Source organism: Pseudomonas sp. A014, assembly GCF_052378495.1.
GTDB lineage: Bacteria > Pseudomonadota > Gammaproteobacteria > Pseudomonadales > Pseudomonadaceae > Aquipseudomonas > Aquipseudomonas machongensis.
The window spans coordinates 3,168,538-3,189,040 of the sequence record NZ_CP199001.1; the positions used below are offsets into that span (position 1 = coordinate 3,168,538).

Annotated in this window: 15 protein-coding genes; 5 read left to right on the forward strand and 10 right to left on the reverse strand. The window is 64.5% G+C overall.

The features are described 5' to 3' along the window. The first annotated feature begins 34 nt into the window (after positions 1-34). The 3 genes from ACTYOL_RS14365 to ACTYOL_RS14375 all read left to right on the forward strand — a co-directional run bounded on the left by ACTYOL_RS14365 (position 35) and on the right by ACTYOL_RS14375 (position 2,068). Complete coding sequence (locus ACTYOL_RS14365; RefSeq protein WP_054890805.1) at positions 35-895, forward strand: CAP domain-containing protein; 861 nt, start codon at positions 35-37, stop codon at positions 893-895. Between the two features lie 109 nt (positions 896-1,004). Further along, positions 1,005-1,391: a VOC family protein gene (locus tag ACTYOL_RS14370; RefSeq protein ID WP_063545077.1), complete on the forward strand. Its 387-nt coding sequence runs from the start codon at positions 1,005-1,007 to the stop codon at positions 1,389-1,391. 89 nt (positions 1,392-1,480) lie between these two features. Then, on the forward strand, positions 1,481-2,068 hold the full coding sequence (locus tag ACTYOL_RS14375) for a hypothetical protein (protein ID WP_054890807.1): 588 nt from the start codon (positions 1,481-1,483) through the stop codon (positions 2,066-2,068). A 70-nt stretch (positions 2,069-2,138) separates the two neighbouring features. Here the strand turns inward: ACTYOL_RS14375 and ACTYOL_RS14380 are convergent, their stop codons facing one another. Next, positions 2,139-3,053: a site-specific integrase gene (locus tag ACTYOL_RS14380; protein WP_054890808.1), complete on the reverse strand. Its 915-nt coding sequence runs from the start codon at positions 3,051-3,053 to the stop codon at positions 2,139-2,141. Between the two features lie 167 nt (positions 3,054-3,220). Between ACTYOL_RS14380 and ACTYOL_RS14385 the strand changes: the two genes are divergently transcribed. Both ACTYOL_RS14385 and ACTYOL_RS14390 read left to right on the forward strand, forming a co-directional pair. Then, the gene (locus ACTYOL_RS14385; protein WP_444756472.1) at positions 3,221-3,868 is read left to right on the forward strand and encodes a DUF1345 domain-containing protein; all 648 of its coding nucleotides are present in this window, start codon (positions 3,221-3,223) and stop codon (positions 3,866-3,868) included. Positions 3,869-4,101: 233 nt separating this feature from the next. After that, positions 4,102-4,362, forward strand: a complete 261-nt coding sequence (locus ACTYOL_RS14390; protein WP_444756473.1) for a DUF1652 domain-containing protein — start codon at positions 4,102-4,104, stop codon at positions 4,360-4,362. Here ACTYOL_RS14390 and ACTYOL_RS14395 read toward each other — a convergent pair. From ACTYOL_RS14395 to ACTYOL_RS14435, 9 genes are all read right to left on the reverse strand, one after another. Then, entirely contained in the window at positions 4,359-6,431 is a 2,073-nt protein-coding gene (locus ACTYOL_RS14395; protein WP_200603279.1) for a putative bifunctional diguanylate cyclase/phosphodiesterase, read from the reverse strand. The two genes, ACTYOL_RS14390 and ACTYOL_RS14395, sit on opposite strands and share 4 nt — an antisense overlap. 175 nt (positions 6,432-6,606) lie before the next feature. Then, positions 6,607-8,100 carry an efflux transporter outer membrane subunit gene (locus ACTYOL_RS14400; RefSeq protein ID WP_197891101.1) on the reverse strand — a complete coding sequence of 498 codons (1,494 nt, stop codon included), beginning with the start codon at positions 8,098-8,100 and terminating at the stop codon, positions 6,607-6,609. Further along, positions 8,097-11,207: a multidrug efflux RND transporter permease subunit gene (locus tag ACTYOL_RS14405; RefSeq protein ID WP_200603278.1), complete on the reverse strand. Its 3,111-nt coding sequence runs from the start codon at positions 11,205-11,207 to the stop codon at positions 8,097-8,099. The genes ACTYOL_RS14400 and ACTYOL_RS14405 overlap by 4 nt, the downstream gene beginning before the upstream one ends. Beyond that, a complete protein-coding gene (locus ACTYOL_RS14410; RefSeq protein WP_444756474.1) occupies positions 11,204-14,302 on the reverse strand; it encodes an MdtB/MuxB family multidrug efflux RND transporter permease subunit in 3,099 nt (1,032 codons plus the stop codon). The genes ACTYOL_RS14405 and ACTYOL_RS14410 overlap by 4 nt, the downstream gene beginning before the upstream one ends. Then, positions 14,299-15,570, reverse strand: coding sequence for an MdtA/MuxA family multidrug efflux RND transporter periplasmic adaptor subunit (locus tag ACTYOL_RS14415; protein WP_444756475.1), 1,272 nt, complete (start codon positions 15,568-15,570; stop codon positions 14,299-14,301). Before ACTYOL_RS14415 ends, ACTYOL_RS14410 begins: the two co-directional genes overlap by 4 nt. 214 nt (positions 15,571-15,784) lie before the next feature. Beyond that, entirely contained in the window at positions 15,785-16,285 is a 501-nt protein-coding gene (gene tpx / locus ACTYOL_RS14420) for a thiol peroxidase (protein ID WP_444756476.1), read from the reverse strand. Positions 16,286-16,409: 124 nt separating this feature from the next. Next, positions 16,410-17,690 (reverse strand): serine/threonine transporter, encoded by a 1,281-nt coding sequence (locus ACTYOL_RS14425; protein WP_444756477.1) that lies wholly within the window; start codon positions 17,688-17,690, stop codon positions 16,410-16,412. A gap of 279 nt (positions 17,691-17,969) precedes the next feature. Further along, complete coding sequence (locus ACTYOL_RS14430) at positions 17,970-19,169, reverse strand: amino acid aminotransferase (protein WP_444756478.1); 1,200 nt, start codon at positions 19,167-19,169, stop codon at positions 17,970-17,972. Positions 19,170-19,288: 119 nt separating this feature from the next. Next, entirely contained in the window at positions 19,289-20,500 is a 1,212-nt protein-coding gene (locus tag ACTYOL_RS14435) for an acyl-CoA dehydrogenase family protein (RefSeq protein ID WP_444756479.1), read from the reverse strand. Positions 20,501-20,503: the final 3 nt, after the last annotated feature.

The following is a 20,503-nucleotide window of genomic DNA, read 5'->3' on the forward strand; positions in this document are numbered from 1 at the left end:
CACGAGGTCGCTGCCAGTCATAGGGAGATTCTTGATGCGCGTCCTGTCATCTGTTGCCTGCCTTGGCGCCCTGTCACTCGGCCTGGTCATTTCCACCAGTGCCCAGGCGATCAGCGGCGACGAAGCGCAACTGATCGAGTCGATCAATGCCTACCGCAGCCAGGCCCAGCGCTGCGGCGCCGCAGGCTCGCTGGAGCTGCCGCCGCTCAACAGCGACACCCGCCTGGCGCTGTCGCCGGAAGGCACCCGCGACCTGCAGCAGGCCATGACCCGTGCCGCCTACCCCATGGTCAATGTCCAGGCCATCAGCCTGTCCGGGCCACGGGATGCCAAGGCGGCGATGCACGCCATCGAAGAAAGCTTCTGCCAGGTGGTGCTCGACCCGCAGTTCGTGGATATCGGAGTCAGCCAGGAAGGCCGCGACTGGCGCATCGTGCTGGCGCGCCCGCTGCTCAGCGGGCGTCTGGGTGACTGGCAGGCAGAGGGTCAGAAACTGCTGCAAGAGGTCAATGCCGCGCGCAAGATCCCGCGCCAATGCGGCGGGCAGCCCTTCGCCGCAGCACCGGCCCTGAGCTGGAATGCCACGCTGGCCGGTGCCGCCGCCAACCACACGCGGGCGATGGCCAACCAGAACTTCTTCGATCATATCGACCGAGAGGGTCGCACGCCGGGTGACCGGGCCGAGCTTGCCGGGTATCTCTACCAGCAGATCGGCGAAAACATCGCTGCCGGCCGCGACACGCCACGCAAGGTGGTCGATGGCTGGCTGGCCAGCCCTGGCCACTGCGCAACGCTGATGAACCCCGATTACCGCGAACTGGGCGCCGCCTATGCCGTGGACCCCAAGAGCGATGCGGGGATCTACTGGACAGCAATGTTCGGGTCGCCGCAGTGAGGCGGATGCATGGGGTGCGCAGCGGCCTCGGCGCCTGACGCCATCAGACTGGTCAAATGCCGTACAGCGTCTTTACTTCAAGGTACGTCCCTCAGGAACGGTGCAGCCTATGAAGATCGTAGTCACCAGCATCCTCGTCGACGACCAGGCCAAGGCCCTGGCTTTCTATCATCACGTTCTGGGCTTCCAGCCCAAAGAAGACATCGCCATGGGCCGGTACCGCTGGCTCACCCTCACCTCCCCCAACGACCCCAATGGTGTCGAGCTGCTGCTCGAGCCCGACGCCCATCCGGCCGCCAAAACCTACAAGGCCGCACTCAAGGCCGACGGCATCCCGGCCACCTCCTTCGCAGTGCGTGACATCCAGGCCGAATACACGCGCCTGCACGCGGGCGGCGTCCTGTTCACCCAGCCGCCTACACCAATGGGGCCCGTCACCGTGGCGGTGTTCGACGATACCTGCGGCAACCTGATCCAGATCGCCCAACGCCATTGATCACAGCGCAATGCGGTAGAGGCGACAGCCCCCACGGCATCCGCTACATTCTGTTTACCCGCCAGCGCACATAGAACAAGGAAAAGCCGATGCGCTACGAATTCAGCGAAGTCCTGAACGACCTGGTCGACTATTTCCTCGTCGGCGATATCCAGCGCCTGGCGCGCTTCAAGGATGAAAACGCGCTACCCGACGACCTTGCCCGCGAATTCACCAGCACCGACAGCGGCGACCGCGCCGTGCTCGAAGGCGTGGTACTGCCTCTGGCGGGCATCGATAACCTGCCCTACCGCATCATCTTCAGCCTCGACGAACGAACCCCTGCCTTGCTCGAAGCCGGCAATCGCGTGGCACACCGCCGCGCAGGCTACGTGCTGCACGTGGAGAACCGTGCGTTGATGCTGTTCACCTGGCGCATGCTGCAGCACTTCACCAACAAGACCCTTGGCGACTTCATGGCCCGCTATCAGGTGCCAGGCCGGCCGATGATCGAACTCGACAACGGCTGGTACCAGGTCGAGGTCCTTGCCGGCGCAGTGGTGCGTGACGGGCTGTACGAGCCGGCGTTCGAGTTCCTGCTCAGCCGCACCCACTGCCAGCGGCCCGCCCCCGAGATCGACACCGGGTATCGCTTTTCGCTGGGTGGCGACGAAGTGCCCTCCGTCATCCCGCACTGACCCTTGCCCCCTCGGGGAGCTCCTGCTGGCACTGGTACTCACCGACGCGGGCCGGGGCGAAACGCTGACCTCAATAGTCGAACCGGTCCACCGCCCGCCGCCGCTCGTTGTCGTCACGGCGGTCATAACCTGCCGTGGTCTGGATATTCACGTGGTGGGCGAGTTTCTGGGCAATCGACAGATCGTGCTCTTCGATCACCCGGGTAATGAACGCCCGGCGAAAATCGTGGGGCATGATCTTCGCCCCTACCTGCGCGCCGCGCTGGCGGGCGATGTAGTAGATCGCATGCTTGGTGATGCGCGCACGGGTGATATGGCTGCCCCGGCGGATCCGGTTGAAGAGGAAAGGATCGTCCCCCGTGCCCTCCGGCAGTTGCGCGCGGCGCAGGTCGAGCCAGGCCTGCAGCTTGTCGAAGGCCCAGGCCGGGGCGTACTTGACCAGTTGCCGATTGCCCTTGCCCAGCACCTGCAGGCTGCGCTCGTGGAAATCGACATCGCACAAGTCGATGTCCACCGACTCGGACTTGCGCATGCCGGTACCGTACAGCAAGGCGATGATCGCCGCATCGCGCACACCTTGCGGCCGCGGATCGGCAGCACACACCTCCATCAGCTCGCGGATCAGGCTGCGGCGCAGGTTGCGACCCGGCGGCAGGCGCGTGCCACTCGCAGGCTTGACCTCGCGAATCCTGAGCAGATGCTCGTGGTCGATCAGGCCCTGGCGCCAGGCCTCGTTCATCACCCCGCGCACCGCATTGACGTACAGCGAGGACGTGTTGGGCGCAAAACCATCGGCACGCAAGGCCGCCACCAGGGCAATCACGTGGCCAGGTTCGATCAGGTGCCAGGGCACCGCGGCGATGTCACAGTCGGCGAACCCCAGCCGGTCGGCGGCATCCTGGAGGATATAGCGCATGGTCAACTGGCTGGAGGGCGCCAGGCGTGCCAGGTACTGCAGCAAGGGATTGTGCAGGGAATCGGTCAAAACGTGGATCCTGTTGCGTGAAGCGAATCATCACCTTGATACGCAAGGCTTTTATTGATGGCGAACGCGGATGCTACCTGATGATCGAGTTCGGATCGAACACGTGGCGATACAACATCACCTGGTGCAGGCTAAAGTGGAAGGCAACTCACCACCGCCGAGCGCCCATGGCTTTCTACCGCCTGACCCACACCCACCCACGCCTGTCCCTTGCCACGCTCGTCGGCCTGCTCGGCGGCTGGCTGATCCCCGCAGACGACTGGACCCAACGTTTTCTCGCCGGCTGGAACCTCGGCGTCTGGCTGTACCTGGCGCTGGTGCTGTGGCTGACCTGGCGCGCCACATCGCAGACCGTGCGCAAGGTGGCCAACATCGAGGACGAGAACGCAAGCCTGGTGCTGTTTACCGTGTGCATCGCTGCCATTGCCAGCCTGGTCGCCGTGACCCTGCAACTGGCCTCCAGCCGCGGCCTGCACGGTAGCGCGCAGGCCCTGCACTACCTGTATACCGGCCTGACCGTGGCCGGATCCTGGTTGTTGATCGGTTGTATCTTCAGCCTGCACTATGCGCGGCTGTTCTACACCGACAGCCGCAAGGAACCCCCTCTGCGCTTCGCCGATGGCGAGCGCAACCCCGACTATTGGGACTTCCACTATTTCGCGTTCACCCTCAGTGTCGCGGTCCAGACCTCCGACATCGGCGTGGCCAGCCGCGGCATGCGCCGGGTGGTACTGGCCCACTCCCTGGTCGGATTCGTGTTCAACACCGCGATCCTGGGCTTCACCATCAATATCGCTGCCGGGCTGCTCAGTTGACCGCTGGTCTGAAAGCGCAAGTCGCTCAAGCTCCCAGCCGTTCCTCGCCAAGCCACGAGGTAAACGTTTGCACGCATGACCGCCGCGGATTTGCCAGAGCCGCATGGATGTGACCTGGGTCAAGCATTCGCCAATTTGTCATCTTCGCTGCGCGACACTGGCGCCGTAGCTGCTATGTTTAAGTTTCGCCGTACAACGACCAGGCGCCCGAATACCCGGAAATGGAGGCTGGCATGAACAAGATGACGTTCCCCAACGCCTGCCAGGTAATGCGCTGGCATTTCCACCCCTTGGGCTTCGAGGCCAGCATGGATGCGCCCCGCAGCATGGTCGCGCGGTTGTTCGACCGGGCCACCGGCGAAACCGTACTGGCCATCGCTGGTATTCCCTGCGCCGCGATCATGGCCGCGGCAGATGTGGAGCGCATCATCGAGGCAGTCGAAGTCGAGATGGACGCCTTCATGCCTTTCCCTACCCTGCGCGACGCCGGTTAACCTTCCTCGCCCTGCTTCAGCCCTTGCATGAACTGCTCGGCCGGTACCGGCTGCCCCAGCAAGTAACCCTGCAACGAGTCGCAGCCCAAGCGGGTCAGGAAGTCCTGCTGACGGTCGGTTTCAACGCCCTCGGCCACGATCCGCAAGCCCAACGCCTGCCCCAGTGCAACGATCGCCGAGACGATCGCGGCATCGTCGCTGTCATGCTCCAGGTCGCGGACAAAACCGCGGTCGATCTTCAGTTCGTTCGCCGGCAGACGCTTGAGGTACATCAAGCTGGAATAGCCCGTGCCGAAGTCGTCGATGGACAAATCGACGCCCATGTCGGACAGGCGCTGCAACACCGTCAGGCTGGCGTCGGCATCGCGCATGGCGGTGGTCTCGGTGATCTCCAGGGTCAGGCGGTTGGCCGGCAGGCCGTTATCGGCCAGGGCACGGGCGACACTGTCGACCAATCCTGAATGGCAGAACTGGATCGCCGACAGGTTCACCGCGATGCGCCAATGTTCATGGCCCTGATCCAGCCACAGGCGCATCTGCCGACAGGCCTCGCCCAGCACCCATTCGCCGATGGGGATGATCAAACCGGTCTTCTCCGCCAGGCCGATGAAACGGTCCGGCAGCAACATCCCTTGCTGGGGGTGCTCCCAACGCAACAAGGCCTCGGCGCCGATCGGCGTGCATCGGTGCGCGTCGAACTTGGGTTGGTAATACAGGCGGAACTGGCCATGCTCGAGCGCCGCGCGCAGGTCCTGCAGCAATTGCAGTTGCTGACGGGCATTGCTGTTCATCGAGGTGTCGAAAAAACTGTAGCCGTTCTTCCCGGCACTCTTGGCGTGATACATGGCTGCATCGGCGTTGCGCAACAGTTCGTGCTGGTCCTGGCCATTACCCGGATAGAGCACGATACCCACGCTTGCCGACAGTTGCAGGTCGTGGTCTGCCACGCGGAAAGGCCTGGCCACCAGATTGACCTGCTTGTCCGCCACGCCCACGGCATCGTCGGTCTCCTGCAACTCGACCAGCAGGACAAACTCGTCACCGCCAATCCGCGCCAGGGTGTCCTGGCTATGCAGATGCCCGCGCAACCGCGCAGCCACGGCCTTGAGCAACTGATCGCCAACATGATGGCCAAAGGCATCGTTGACCGGCTTGAACCCGTCCAGGTCGATGAACATCAGCGCAAAGCAACCGCCTTGCTCTGCCACCTTGGCCATGGCCTGCTCGATACGGTCGGCCAGCAAGGTGCGGTTCGGCAGCCCGGTCAGGGTGTCGTGCAGGGCCAGTTGCGTCAGCTCCTGGTTGGCCTGGGTCAATGAGCGCGCAAGTTCCGCGGTGCGGGACTCGAGGCGCGCGTCCAGCACCGATGTCAGCAAGGCCACCGCCAGCACCGCCAGGGTGGTGATCAATACTGCATAGTCCAGCCAGTCACCAGACAACCCGCCGACCAGCGCACCGCAGTAACTGCCCACGGGGAAGTTGGCCGCCGCCATGCCGGTGTAGTGCATGCCGACGATGGCAACCCCCATCAGCACCGCTGCGGCACCGCGGATCTGCCGAACGTACGGCGTCTGCCTGCGCAGGCGGAAGGCAATCCACAAGGCTGCCGCCGAGGCGCCCACGGCGATGGCCAGCGAAGCACCGAACAGCGTCGGGTCGTAGTCGATACCGGGCAGCATCTGCAAGGCAGCCATGCCGGTGTAGTGCATGCAGGCGATCCCGGTACCCATGAACAGCGCACCCAAGCCCACCTGCGGGCAACTCAATCGCGGCTGGCTGACCAACCACAAGGCAAAGCCTGCAGACAACACGGCGATCAGCAGTGACAGCGCGGTCAAGCCCAGGTCGTAGCCCAGCTCGATGGGCAACTCGAAGGCCAGCATGCCGATGAAGTGCATCGACCAGATGCCGATTCCCATCGCCAGCGCCCCGCCGCCCATCCACAGATACACCGCGCGCCCCTTGGCGGTGGCGATGCGGCCTGCGAGGTCGAGTGCGGTGTAGGACGCCAGGATGGCCACGCACAGCGAGATCAACACCAGCGAAGAGGAGTAGCTACCTGTCAGCATTTCAAGTTCCGGCAGAGGGCGAGGAAGGGCCCGGAAAAGGCGGAGGATTTTACGCGAACAGGGAGGAAAGGCACGGGATTTTGCGGGAACTACAGGGTGGAAGATCCAGCGGTCGGTTACGCACGGTGCCGACGCTATCGCGGGCTTGCCCCGCGATCACGCCGACACTGCAACCTTACTGTTTGTCAGCCTCTGCGAACGCCGGCCCCGCTTCCCAGCCGCCGCCCAATGCCGCGATCAACTGCACGCTGGCCACCAGGCGCCCCTGCAGCAGATTCAGCACACTGCGCTCGTTACTCAGCGCCGTGGTCTGCACGTTCACCACGTCCAGGTAGCCGATCAGCCCGGCGCGGTACTGGTTCTCGGTCAGGCGCAACGACTCGCGGGCAGCATCCAGCGCCTCCTGTCGGACCACGGCTTCGTCGGCATACACCTTCAGTTGCACCATGTAGTTCTCGACCTCCTTGAAGCCATCGAGCACGGTTTGGCGATACTGCGCCACGGTCTGGTCGTAGACCGCCACGGTGCGGTCCACCTCGGCGCTGCGCTTGCCGGCATCGAACAGGGTCAGCGCCAGTTGTGGCCCGACCGACCAGTAGCGGTTCGGCAGCTCGATCCAGTTGTTGAAGCTGCTGCTCGAATAGCCGCCGTTCATGCTCAACGACAGGTCGGGGAAATAGGCTGCGCGCGACACACCAATGTTCGAGTTGGCCGCCATCACCTTGCGCTCCGCCGAGGCGATGTCCGGGCGACGCTCCAGCAACTGCGACGGCACGCTTACCGGGATTGGCGGCAGCGCCGGAATATCATTGCTGGCAGCCAGCGAGAACTCGGCAGGCGCCTTGCCCATGAGTACGGCGATGGCGTTTTCATACTGAGCACGCTGCCAGGCCAGGTCGATCAGGTCGGCCTGGGTGCTCTTGAGCTGGGTACGCGCCTGAGCGACGGCATCGGGACCGGCGACGCCTGCACGGTACTGGTTCTGGTTCATTCGCAACGAGCGCTCGTAGGCGGCCACGGTGGCTTCGAGCAAGCGCTTCTGCTCGTCGATGACGCGCAGTTGCAGGTAGTTCTGCACCAGCTCCGACTGTTGGCTCAGACGGATCGCCGCCATGTCGGCCAGGCTGGCCTCGGCGCTGGATTCATTGGCGTTCATGGTCTCGCGCAACTTGCCCCAGAGGTCGATCTCCCAGCTCACACCCAACTGTGCGTTGTAGGTGTCGCGAATGCCGCTGCTGTTGTTCGACAGGCTGGAGCTGGAGCTGCCGGTGCCCTGGGCTGAACGGTTCTTGCTGGTGGTGAGGTTCAGCGACGGGAACAGCGAGGCGCGGCTGCTGCGTACCAGGGCCTGGGCCTGACGGTACTGCGCTTCGTACTGGGCAACCGTCTGGTTGCTGCGGTTGAGCTCCTCGACCAAAGCGTTCAAGCCCTTGTCGCCGTACAGCTCCCACCAGGCACCGCGGGCGATGGCATCCGACGGATTGGCCTGGGTCCAGCCCTCGGCCTGCTTGAACTGCGCCGGGCTGCTGACCTCCGGGCGATGATAATCCGGGCTCAGGGTACAGGCGCTGAGCATCGCCACGCACAGGCCGGCACCGAGCAGGCGCGAGCCACGGCCACGGGTCAGCAGTTGCAGGGCACGGTGCAGCGGGGTCTGGGCAAAGTTCATAGCGGGGTTTCCAGGGCGGCGTCGGTGCGCACGCCGCGCCAACGGTTGAAACGGTGGCGCGCGCGGTCCAGGTACAGGTAGACCACCGGCGTGGTGTAGAGGGTGAGGATCTGGCTGAAGACCAGGCCACCGATGATGGTCAGGCCCAGCGGCTGACGCATTTCCGCGCCTTCGGCCTGGCTGAGCAGCAGCGGCAGCGCACCGAGGATGGCAGCGATGGTGGTCATCAGGATCGGCCGCAGGCGCAGCAGGCAGGCGCGGCGGATCGACTCTTCCGGCGACAGGCCTTCGTTGCGTTCCAGTTGCAGGGCCAGGTCGATCATCAGGATGGCGTTCTTCTTCACCACCCCGATCAGCAGGAACAGGCCCAGCAACGAAATCAGGCTGAACTCCCCGCCGGTCAGGTACAGCGTGAGCAGCGCACCGACGCCGGCCGAAGGCAGGGTCGAGAGGATCGTCAGCGGGTGGATGTAGCTTTCGTAGAGAATGCCCAGCACCAGGTACACCAGCACCAGGGCGCCGAGAATCATGAACGGCTGGCCTTCGGCGTTCTTGGTGAAGGCATCGGCGTCGCCACCGAGCTTGGCGATCACCGACTCCGGCAGGCCCAGCTTGGCCACCTCGCGCTCCAGCGCGGCCAGGGCCTGGTCGACGCTGTAGCCCTCGGCGACATCGAAGGAAATATCCTCGGACGCGAACTGCCCTTCGTGGCTGACACGGTCGTTGGCCAGGCTGTTCTCGTAGCGGGCGATGGTCGACAGCGGCACGCGCGCGCCATCGGTGGTAATCACCTGCACCTGCTCGAGCGTACTGGGGTCCCAGGCGTACTTGGGGTTGATCTCCATCACCACCTGGTACTGGTTGAGGCTGTCGTAGATGGTCGAGATCTGCCGCTGACTGTAGGCGTTGTTCAGCACCGCGGTGACCATGTCCATGTCGATGCCCAGGCGCTTGGCCTGGTCGCGATCGACCACCAGCGTCACCTGCTGGGTGCCAGCACCGTCACGGGCATCGATGGCGGTCAGCTCGGGCAGCTTGCGCAAGGCCGCAGCCACTTTCGGGAACCACTCGCGCAGGGCCGCCAGGTCGCCGCTCTGCAGGGTGTAGAGGTATTGCGAGGTGCTCTGGTCACGGCCACCGCCACCGAGCTGCAGGTCCTGGTCGGCCATCAGGTAAAGGCGCCCGCCCGGCACCTTGGGCAGCTCCTTGCGCAGCCGCTCGATGACCTTCTGGGCGTTTTCCTTGCGCTCGCCAATAGGCTTGAGGCGCACCAGCACGAAGGCATTGTTGGTGCCGCTGTTGCCACCGATGAAGCCGGCAACGCTCTGTACCGCAGGGTCCTTGAGCAGCGCACGGCGGTAGGTTTCCATTTTCGGCTGCATCACGGTGAACGACAGGCCGTCATCACCGCGCACGAAGCCTTGCAGCTGGCCGGTGTCCTGCTGTGGCATCAGGGTCTTGGGCACGATCACGTACAGGGCAATGTTGAGCACGATGGTCGCCAGCAGGCTGATCAGCGTCAGGCGCCGGTGGCGCAAGGCCCAGCCCAGACTCTTGTCGTACCCCTCGACCATGCGCTGGTGCACCCGGTCGCTCCACCGCTGCAGGCGCGTCTGGCCCTGTGGCGCATGGGGCTTGAGCCAGCGCGAGCAGAGCATCGGCGTGAGGGTCAGGGACACCAGCAGCGACACCAGGATCGCCGCCGCCAGGGTGATCGAGAACTCCTGGAACAACCCGCGCACGATGCCACCCATGAACAGGATGGAAACGAACACGGCCACCAGCGAGACGTTCATCGACAGCAGGGTGAAACCTACTTCCTTGGCGCCCAGGAACGCCGCGCGCATGGGCTTGGCGCCGTTCTCGATATGCCGGGAGATGTTCTCGAGCACCACGATGGCATCGTCCACCACCAGGCCCGTGGCCAGGATCAGCGCCATCAGCGACAGGTTGTTCAGCGAGAAGCCGCACAGGTACATCACCGCAAAGGTGCCAACCAGCGACACCGGCACAGCGAGGCTCGGGATCAGCGAGGCGCGCAGGTTGCCGAGGAACAGGTAGACCACCAGGATTACCAGCACCACGGCGATCAGCAGGGTGTGCTCGGCTTCCTTGAGCGTGGCCTTGATCACTGGCGAGCGATCCATGGCGATGTTGAGCTTGACGCTGGCCGGCAGCAGCGATTGCAGGGCCGGAAGCTGGTCCTTGATCTGTTGCACGGTCTGGATGATGTTGGCGTTGGTCTGGCGGTTGACCACCAGCAGCACCGCCGCATCGTCGTTGAAGAAGCCGCTGTTGTAGCGGTTCTCGACGCCGTCGCTGACCTTGGCCACATCGGCCAGGCGCAGGATCGCACCGTTCTGCTGGCGGATCACCAGCGGCTTGTAGTCATCGGCCTTTTCCAGCTGGTCGTTGGCGCGTACCTGCCAGTTGCGTTCGGCGTCCTCGACGAAGCCCATGGGCCGACGCTGGTTGGCGTTGGCCACTGCGGTGCGTACATCGTCCAGGGCCAGGCCGTACTGGTTGAGCAGTTGCGGCTCGAGTTCGATGCGCACGGCCGGCAGCGAACTGCCGCCGATCTGCACCTCCCCTACCCCGGCGACCTGCGACAGGCTCTGCGAGAGGATGGTGTCGGCCAGGTCGTACAGCTGCCCTTTGGACAATACGTCCGAGGTCAGCGACAACACCATGATCGGCGCCTGCGACGGGTTGACCTTCTTGTAGGTCGGCATGCTGCGCATACCACTGGGCAACAGGTTGCGGGTAGCGTTGATCGCAGCCTGCACCTCGCGCGCGGCACCGTCGATGTCGCGCCCCAGGTCGAAGCCGATGATCACCCGCGTCGAGCCCTGGCTGGAGCTACTGGTCAGGGTGCTGACCCCAGCGATGCTGCCCAGCTTGCGCTCCAGCGGCGTTGCCACGGTCGAGGCCATCACCTCGGGGCTCGCACCCGGCAGGCTGGCCTGCACCACGATCACCGGGAAGTCCATCTGTGGCAGCGGCGACACCGGCAGCAACCCGAAGCTGACACCGCCCAGCAGCATGATCGCCAGGCTCAGCAGCATGGTCGCCACTGGCCTGCGAATGAACGGACCGGAAAGGTTCATGCCTCGGCCTGCGCGGTGTCGTCAGCCGGGCGCCAGCGGCGCGCCAGGCGGTCGAAGTACAGGTAGATCACTGGCGTGGTGAACAGTGTCAGCACCTGGCTGACCAGCAGCCCGCCCACCATCACCAGGCCCAGCGGCTGGCGCAGCTCGGCGCCGGAGCCCGTGGCGAGCATCAGCGGCAAGGCACCGAACAGCGCCGCCAGGGTGGTCATCAGGATCGGCCGGAAACGCAGCAGCGCCGCCTGGTAGATCGCCTCGTGCGGGGTCATGCCCTGGTGACGCTCGGCCTCGAGGGCGAAGTCGATCATCATGATCGCGTTCTTCTTGACGATACCGATCAGCAGGATGATACCGATGATGGCGATCATCCCCAGATCGTTGCCGCTGAGCAGCAGCGCCAGCAAGGCGCCCACTGCCGCCGACGGCAGCGTCGAGAGGATGGTCACCGGGTGGATGTAGCTCTCGTAGAGCACGCCGAGCACGATGTACATGGTCACCACGGCGGCGAGGATCAACAGCAAGGTGCTCGACAGCGAGGCCTGGAAGGCTTCGGCGGCGCCCTGGAAGCGGGTCTGCACGCCCAGCGGCATGCCAATGTCCTGCTGCACCTGCTCGATCACCTGCACCGCTTCGCCCAACGACACGCCCTGGCCGAGGTTGAAGGACATCATCACGGCGGGGAACTGGCCGATGTGCGAAATAGCCAACTGTGCCTGGCGCTGTTCGATGCGCGCCAGCGCCGAGAGGCGAACCTGGCCGCCATCGGTGGCCTTGACGTGGATGGACTCCAGCGCCTGCGGACCAATGCTGGCCGCCGCCTGCGACTGCAGCACCACACGGTACTGGCTGGCCTGGGTGTAGATGGTCGAGATCTGCCGCTGGCCGAAAGCGTCGTACAGGGCGTTGGTGATCTGCGCGACGGTAATGCCCAGGCGGCTGGCCATGTCGCGGTCGATCACCAGGTACACCTGCAGGCCTTTGTCCTGCAGGTCGCTGGCAACGTCGGTGAGCTCAGGGCGCTGTTGCAGGGCATGGACCAGCTTGCCGCTCCACTCGGCGAGCATGTCCGGGTCAGGCGAGGACAGGCTGAACTGGTACTGGGTGCGACTGACCCGGTCCTCGATGCTCAGGTCCTGTACCGGCTGCATGAACAGGCGAATACCCACCAGCCGGTCGAGCTGCGGCTGCAGGCGGCTGATCACCTGGCTGGCCGTGACATCACGTTCGGCATGGGGCTTGAGGTTGATCAGCAAACGTCCACTGTTGAGCGTGGCGTTGTCACCGTCCACCCCAATGTACGAAGACAGGCTCTGTACCGCCGGGTCCTGCAGGATCACCTTGCTCAGCGCCTGCTGGCGCTCGCTCATGGCGCTGAACGAGATGGACTGCGGGGCTTCGGAAATGCCCTGGATCACTCCGGTGTCCTGCACCGGGAAGAAGCCCTTGGGCACGATGATGTAGAGGAACACCGTCAGCGCCAGCGAGCCCACCGCCACCAGCAGGGTCAGCGGCTGGTGCTTGAGCACCCAGGTCAGGGCGTGGCTGTAGCGTTCGATCAGCCAGTCGATCCAGGCACCGGTGGCGCGGTAGAAACGGCTCTGCTCCTCTTCCTTGGGTTCACGCTTGAGCAAACGCGCGCACATCATCGGCGTGAGCGTGAGCGACACCACCAGCGAAATCAGGATAGCCACCGCCAGGGTGATGGCAAACTCGCGGAACAGCCGGCCGACCACATCGGCCATGAACAGCAGCGGGATCAGCACCGCGATCAGCGAGAAGGTCAGCGAAATCAGGGTGAAGCCGATCTGCCGGGCGCCTTTGAGCGCTGCCTGCATCGGCGTTTCGCCTTCTTCGATGTGCCGGGAAATGTTCTCCAGCATGACGATGGCGTCGTCCACCACGAAACCCGTGGCGATGGTCAGGGCCATCAAGGTCAGGTTGTTGATCGAAAAGCCGGCCAGGTACATCACACCAAAGGTGCCGATCAGCGACAGCGGTACGGCGATCGACGGAATGATGGTGGCGCTGACCCGACGCAGGAAGACGAAGGTCACCATCACCACCAGCGCGATGGCGAACAGCAGCTCGTGCTGCACATCGCGCACCGCAGCGCGGATGGTCTGGGTACGGTCGGTGAGCACGCTGACGTCGAGGCCGGCCGGCAGGTTGTCGGTGATCGACGGCAGCATCTGCTTGATGCGGTCGACCACTTCGATGACGTTGGCGCCGGGCTGGCGCTGGATGTTCAGCAGCACCGCGTGGTTTTCGTTGGCCCAGGCGGCCAGGCGCTCGTTCTCGGCACCGTCGACGATCTCGGCGACGTCCTTCAGGCGCAGCGGTGCGCCGTTGTTGTACTTGAGGATCAGGTTGGCGTATTCGTCGGGCGAACGCAGCTGGTCGTTGGCATCGAGCATCGACACCCGGGTCGGGCCATCGAAGTTGCCCTTGGGCTGGTTGACGTTGGAGGCGCCGATCAAGGTGCGCACATCGTCCAGGTTCAGGCCATTGGCGGCCAAGGCATCGACGTTGACCTTGATCCGCACCGCCTGGCGCTGGCCGCCGGCGATGCTGACCATGCCGACACCGCTGATCTGGGCGATCTTCTGCGCCACACGGGTGTCGACCAGGTCATTGAGCTTTGGCAGTGGCAGGGTGCCGGAGCTGATGGCCAGGGTCAGCACCGGGGTATCGGCGGGGTTGACCTTGTTGTACACCGGCGGCGCCGGCAGGTCGCTGGGCAGCAGGTTGCTGGCGGCGTTGATCGCAGCCTGGACCTGCTGCTCGGCAACGTCCATGTTCATGTCCAGGTTGAAGCGCAGGGTCAGCACCGAAGCACCGCCCGAACTGGTCGAGGCCATCTGGCTGAGGCCCGGCATCTGGCCGAACTGGCGCTCCAGCGGCGCAGTGACCGCGCTGGTCATCACCTGAGGGCTGGCGCCCGGGTAGAGGGTCATGACACGGATGGTCGGGTAATCGACCTGGGGCAAAGCCGCCACCGGCAGCATCTTGTAGGCGATCAGGCCGGCCAGGACGATGGCCAGCATGCTCAGCGTGGTGGCGACCGGGCGCAGGATGAACAGCCGCGAGATGTTCATGCGCCCGCCTTGCTCGACTCACCGGTCTGGGCCGAATCTTTGGCTTCCTGGCCTTGCAGGTGTTGGCCAGGGGTGGTCGGGACTTGCGAGCTGTCTTCGACCACCTCGACCTGGGTGCCCTCGCGCAGGCGGTCGGTGCCTTCGAGCACCAGACGCTCGCCAGCCTTCAGGCCCTCCAGGATCACACTGTTCTCGCCGTCGCTGGCGCCGACCTTGAGCTTGCGCACATTGACCTTGTTCTCGGCGTTGACCACATAGGCGAAGGTGCCGTCGTTGCCGAACTGGATCGCCGCCGCCGGGGCCAGCACCACCTGCTTGAGGGTGTCGGCCAACAGGCGCACGTTGACGAACTGGTTGGGGAACAGGGCAAGGTCCTTGTTCTCGAAGAAACCCTTGAACTTCAGGGTGCCGGTGGTGGTGTCGATCTGGTTGTCGAGGCTGCCGAGCACGCCGGTGGCCTGCAGCTTGCTGTCGCCACGGTCCCAGGCTTCGACCGGCAGGCACGCGCCGCTGCGGTAGCGCTCGAGCACCGTGGACAACTCGGTTTCCGGGAGGGTGAAGGCGACGTTGATCGGCTCGGTCTGGGTGATCACCACCAGCGCCGTGGTGTCGTTGGCTGCCACCAGGTTACCCAGGTCGAGCTGGCGCAGCCCCAGGCGACCGCTGATCGGTGCACGGATCTGGGTGAATTCGAGGTTCAGGCGCGCGTCATTGACTGCCGCCTGGTTGGTCTTGACCAGCCCCTGGAACTGCCCCACCTGAGCCTCGGCGGTGTCCAGGGTCTGCTTGGCGATGCTGTCTTCGGCATACAGGCCTTTATAGCGGGCCAGGTCGACCTGAGCGTTCTTCAACTGCGCCTGGTTCTGCGCCAGGGTGCCCTCTGCCTGCTGCAGGGCGATACGGTACGAGCGTGGGTCGATTTCCGCCAGCAGGTCGCCAGCCTTGACCTGCTGCCCTTCCTTGAAGTGGATCTTGACCAGCTCACCCGCCACCCGGCTGCGAACATTGACCGTGTTGGTCGCCGTCACCGTACCCAGCGCCTTGTAGTAGAGCGGGAAGTCGCCGACCCGCACCGGCTCGACGCGCACCGGCACCGGGTCGCTGGAGGCACCAAAGCCTGGGCGCCCGCCTTTGCCCATGCGCACGCCCTGCTCCTTGTGCGTCGGGGCAGCGGCAGGCCACAGCCACCAGGCCAGCAAGGCCACCAGCAGCAGGATCAGCAGGCCGAACAGCCAGCGACGGGGAGAACGGGAGGCAGAAACTTGCATGGGTTGAACGAACCTTGTTCAGAGAATGGCGACTGGGGAGGTTTGAACGATAAGCACTGGCATCGTTTTAGCAAAGGGCCTTTACCAGGCATTTACCATTGGCTGACGTTGCTAAAACGATGAACTTTAAATGAAAACGGCCCGGAATGGCTTCCGGGCCGGCGTAACAGTGTGTAAACCGCCAGGGCCGCGCGGGCGACCCTCTGGCCAGCGTTTACTTCAGAACAGCCAGAGCCGCCTCGTAGTTCGGCTCGTCGGCGATTTCCCCGACCAGCTCGGCGTGCAGCACCTTGTCGTTTTCGTCCAGCACCACCACGGCGCGGGCGGTCAGGCCGGCCAGCGGGCCGTCGGCGATGGCAACGCCGTAGTTCTCGATGAACTCACGACCACGCAGGGTCGACAGGTTCTTTACATTTTCCAGGCCTTCGGCGCCGCAGAAGCGTGCCTGGGCGAACGGCAGGTCGGCCGAGATGCACAGCACCACGGTGTTGGCCAGGTTGTTGGCCTGGGCATTGAACTTGCGTACCGAGGTAGCGCAGGTCGGGGTGTCGACGCTCGGGAAGATGTTCAGCACCTTGCGCTTGCCGGCATAGTCCTTCAGCGACTTGTCGGCCAGGCCTTCGCCGACCAGGGAAAAGGCAGGCGCCTGGGCACCGACCTTGGGCAGCTCGCCCTTGACCTGAACCGGGTTGCCTTTGAGAGTCACTTGAGCCATGGCAGAAATCCTTATACGGGGTTTGAAAAGGATTCCGAGTTAATCGCTTTTAGCGCCAGGCTGCAAGCTTCGAGCAACAGGCAGGCGCGGATTGCCGCGCGCCCGCCTGCGCTGTGCAACGGCCTCAGTTCAGCAGGCCGTAGACCACCGAGCTCAAGGCCACCAGGCCGATCGCCACGACGAAGAGGTTGGACACCGCACCGCTGTACTTGCGCATCGACGGCACACGGCGGATGGCGTACATCGGCATCAGGAACAGCAGCACCGCGAGGATCGGCCCGCCCAGCGACTCGATCATGCCCAGAATGCTCGGATTGAGCGTGGCGACGATCCAGCACACCACCAGCATCAGTGCCGCGACCACGCGGTCCAGGGTCTTGGCGCCCGGGCGCAGGCCGGTCTTGACGATGATGCCCTTGAGGCCTTCGCTGGCACCGATGTAGTGGCCCAGGAACGACTTGGCGATGGCGACGAAAGCGATCAGCGGCGCAGCAAAGGCGATGGCCGGATTGCTGAAGTGGTTGGCCAGGTACGACAGGATCGACAGGTTCTGCGCCTTGGCCTCGGCCAGTTGCGCGCTGCTCAGGGTCAGTACGCAGCTGAACACGAAGAACAGCACCATCACCACCATCAGCAGGTGGGCACGGGCCAGGATCTGCCCGCTGCGCTCATCGGCGTGGTCGCCATAGCGACGCTTCTGGTCGACCGCGAAGGCCGAGATGATCGGCGAGTGGTTGAACGAGAACACCATTACCGGGATCGCCAGCCACAGGGTGTGCACGAACGCCGAGCCAGATGGCAACTGGCCAGCAGTATCGAGAATGCCACCATTCCAGTGCGGCACCAGGTACAGGGCCAGCAGCGCCAGGGCGACGATGAAGGGATACACCAGCAGGCTCATGACCTTGACCGTGGCCTGTTCACCGCAACGCACGATGGCCAGCAGGCCGAGGATCAGCACGAACGAGAGGATCGCCCGGGGCGGTGGCGTCATGTGCAATTGATGCTCCATGAAGCTTGCGACCGTGTTGGTCAGCGCCACGCTGTAGATCAGCAGGATCGGGAAGATGGCAAAGAAATACAGCACGGTGATCAGTGCACCGGCAGTGATGCCGAAATGCTCCTCGACCACCTCGGTGATATCGCCGCCCTTGCTGCCGGACAGCACGAAGCGGGTCAGCGCACGGTGTGCGTAGTAGGTCATGGGGAAGGCCAGCACGGCCAGGATCAGCAGCGGCCAGAAACCGCCGAGGCCGGCGTTGATCGGCAGGAACAGCGTACCTGCGCCGATGGCCGTGCCGAACAGGCCCAGCATCCAGGTGGTGTCTTGACGCGACCAGCTACCGAGGGTGGCTTGTTGGGTCGATTCGAAGCGTTGTTCAACGCTTTGGGCCTGCTCATTCATTCCGGGTGCAACTCCACTCGCAAGACTGCAACAGGCTGAGAGTGGCGAAATAGAAGCCTCACGCCACCTCAACCGAAAAAGAGGGGCGCGATTGTGCACTGAATAGGTGCTGTTGCGAAGCCCCGTCCGAGGGACGGCACCTGTTTTGGGAAAAGTAAGCGGATGATGGTGGGAGCGGCGGTTCGCCGCTGCGACTTGCCCGCGAAGGCGCCGGTAATCTCACGTCTTCATTCGCGGGCAAGCCCGCTCCCACAGGCCAGGCATGCCTGGGCCGGCGGATCAGCCCTCTTGCACCGCCGCGAATGCCTCGGCGACACGCTGCAGGTTGTCCGGACGCAGGCCCGCCATGCACACCCGGCCGCTGTCGATGATGTACACACCGAACTCGTCACGCAGGCGACGTGCCTGCTCGGCACTGAAGCCTGTGTAGCTGAACATGCCGCGCTGGCGCAGGAAGAACTGGAAGTCCTGGCCTGGCAACTGCTTGGCCAGTGCATCGACCAGCCCTTGGCGCATGTCGAGGATACGCTTGCGCATGGTCTCGACTTCCGCCTGCCACTGGGCGTTCAGGCCGGCATCGCCGAGCACCCCAGCGACCAGCAGTGCACCATGGCTGGGTGGGCTGGAGTAGTTGCGGCGCACGGTAGCCTTGAGCTGACCCAGTACGCTCTGGGCGGTTTGCGCGTCATCGCTGACCACCGACAGCCCCCCTACCCGCTCGCCGTACAGCGAGAAGATCTTGGAGAACGAGTTGCTGACCAGGCACGGCACACCGGCACGGGCCATTTCCCGGATGGCATAGGCGTCTTCGGCCAGGCCTTCGCCGAAGCCTTGGTAGGCGATGTCGAGGAACGGGATCAGCTCACGCGCCTTGACCACCTCGACCACTTGCTGCCACTGGCTCTGGCTCAGGTCGACGCCGGTGGGGTTGTGGCAGCACGGGTGCAGCAGGACGATGCTGTGCTTGGCCAAGGTTTGCAGGCTTGCCAGCATGCCATCGAAGTCCAGGCCGCGGGTGGCCTGGTCGAAGTACGGGTAGGTGTGCACCTTGAAGCCCGCGCCTTCGAAGATCGCGCGATGGTTGTCCCAGGTCGGATTGCTGACCCACACCTCGGACTGCGGGAAGTAGCGCTTGAGGAAGTCGGCACCGACTTTCAACGCTCCCGAGCCACCCACGGTCTGCACAGTGGCGACACGCCCGCCGGTCACGGCCGGGTGGTCGGCACCGAACAGCAGTGCCTGGATCGCCTGGCGGTAGCTGGCCAGGCCCTCCATGGGCAGGTAGAGCGAGGCTTCATGCGGCTGGCCGGCCAGGCGTTCCTCGACCTGGCCTACCGATGGCAGCTGCGGCACCACACCGGCTTCGTCGTAGTACAGGCCGATACTCAGGTTGACCTTGTCGGCACGGGGATCGACCTTGAAGGCTTCCATCAACGAGAGAATCGGGTCGCCGGCATAGGCATCGACATGTTTGAACACAGCGTGCAGCTCCTTGGATCAGGACAGTTCGGAAAGGCTTCCCCGAGCATACCTGCAGTGGCGCGCAAGGAACATCATTGAATGTGCAAGCTGTGAGTGCAGGTTTGCATAGCGCCTCCTCAGAACAACCCCGACACCGGTGGGCGGGTGCCCTTGAGCTGCCAGGCCCCGACCACCGCCGCCTTCCACTGCCGTGGATTGTGGTTGGCCACGGTACGGGCATTGCGCCAATGGCGGTCGAGATTGTGCGCGCGCCCGGTGGTCGAGGCGCCGCCGACGTCGAACAGCGTCTCGGCCGCTTTGAGCGCAAGTTCTGCGACCAGGTACTGGGCCTGCGCCACCTCGAGGGCAGCCTGCTCCACCGCTGCCTCGTCCAACTGCGCCGCCCAGGCCCGGTCGATCGTGGCGGCCGCCTTCAGCACCAGCGCCTCGGCGCCGTAGGCGCGCGCTGCGATATCGCCCACGCTCAGTTCCACATAGGGGTCGTCCACCGAACGACTGGCCGTGCTGTGCTTGATCGGCCGGGCATGCTCGCGAGCGAAGCGGGTGGCATCGTCCAGCGCATTGCGGGCGATCCCGGCCAGCACGGTGCCCAGGAACAGTTGCAGGAACGGCGTCACCAGCGTGCGCCGGCCCTCCTCCACGGTACGCGTGCGCAGTTCGCTCTCCTCCACCCGCACATTGCGCAGGTGCGTGGTACCGCTGGCGGTCAGGCGCTGGCCCATGGCATCGAAATCATCGACCAGCTCCAGGCCGTCGCGATCACGCGGGAGGATGAACGACACCGGTTGCTCGTCCTCATCCAGCGCCACGGCGCTGACATAGTCGGCGAACAACGCTCCGGTGCTGTAGAACTTGCTGCCATTGGCGCGATAGTGGTCACCCTCGCGGACCAGCCTTGCAGCGATGGCACCATTGGCGCCGCCGAGTTCCCAGCCGGCATTGCCGATCACCGCGCCTTGCAGGTAGCGCGCGAACCAGCGCTCGCGCTCCTGTTCGGCATCCTCTGCGCTCGACACCAGCAGGCCCTCGACAAAGGCGAAACCCGGGCGCAGGGCCTGGGCAACGTTGGAATCGGCCGAGGCGATCTTCAGCAGCAGCTCGATGACATCGCTCACCGTGCCACCGGGCCCACCATAACGGGTCGGAATACGCACGGTGTAGAGCCCGGCGGCAGCCAGTTGGGCGATGGCCTCGAACGGCAGTTGGCGCTCGCGCTCGCGTTCGGCGGCACCGGCGGCGATGTGTGGCAGCAGCGCATCGATGCGCGTCTTCAAGGCCTCGACGCTGGCGGCGGGAGCCTGGGAGGGGAAACGTTGGAAGGTGGTCATGGG

What these genes read in the sequence shown, in the direction of transcription:
- ACTYOL_RS14365 (WP_054890805.1), top strand. Translation starts at nt 35, where the DNA reads ATGCGCGTCCTGTCATCTGTTGCCTGCCTTGGCGCCCTGTCACTCGGC.
- ACTYOL_RS14415 (WP_444756475.1), bottom strand. Translation starts at nt 15,570, where the DNA reads ATGCAAGTTTCTGCCTCCCGTTCTCCCCGTCGCTGGCTGTTCGGCCTG.
- ACTYOL_RS14370 (WP_063545077.1), top strand. Translation starts at nt 1,005, where the DNA reads ATGAAGATCGTAGTCACCAGCATCCTCGTCGACGACCAGGCCAAGGCC.
- ACTYOL_RS14385 (WP_444756472.1), top strand. Translation starts at nt 3,221, where the DNA reads ATGGCTTTCTACCGCCTGACCCACACCCACCCACGCCTGTCCCTTGCC.
- ACTYOL_RS14375 (WP_054890807.1), top strand. Translation starts at nt 1,481, where the DNA reads ATGCGCTACGAATTCAGCGAAGTCCTGAACGACCTGGTCGACTATTTC.
- tpx (WP_444756476.1), bottom strand. Translation starts at nt 16,285, where the DNA reads ATGGCTCAAGTGACTCTCAAAGGCAACCCGGTTCAGGTCAAGGGCGAG.
- ACTYOL_RS14435 (WP_444756479.1), bottom strand. Translation starts at nt 20,500, where the DNA reads ATGACCACCTTCCAACGTTTCCCCTCCCAGGCTCCCGCCGCCAGCGTC.
- ACTYOL_RS14425 (WP_444756477.1), bottom strand. Translation starts at nt 17,690, where the DNA reads ATGAATGAGCAGGCCCAAAGCGTTGAACAACGCTTCGAATCGACCCAA.
- ACTYOL_RS14390 (WP_444756473.1), top strand. Translation starts at nt 4,102, where the DNA reads ATGAACAAGATGACGTTCCCCAACGCCTGCCAGGTAATGCGCTGGCAT.
- ACTYOL_RS14410 (WP_444756474.1), bottom strand. Translation starts at nt 14,302, where the DNA reads ATGAACATCTCGCGGCTGTTCATCCTGCGCCCGGTCGCCACCACGCTG.
- ACTYOL_RS14395 (WP_200603279.1), bottom strand. Translation starts at nt 6,431, where the DNA reads ATGCTGACAGGTAGCTACTCCTCTTCGCTGGTGTTGATCTCGCTGTGC.
- ACTYOL_RS14405 (WP_200603278.1), bottom strand. Translation starts at nt 11,207, where the DNA reads ATGAACCTTTCCGGTCCGTTCATTCGCAGGCCAGTGGCGACCATGCTG.
- ACTYOL_RS14400 (WP_197891101.1), bottom strand. Translation starts at nt 8,100, where the DNA reads ATGAACTTTGCCCAGACCCCGCTGCACCGTGCCCTGCAACTGCTGACC.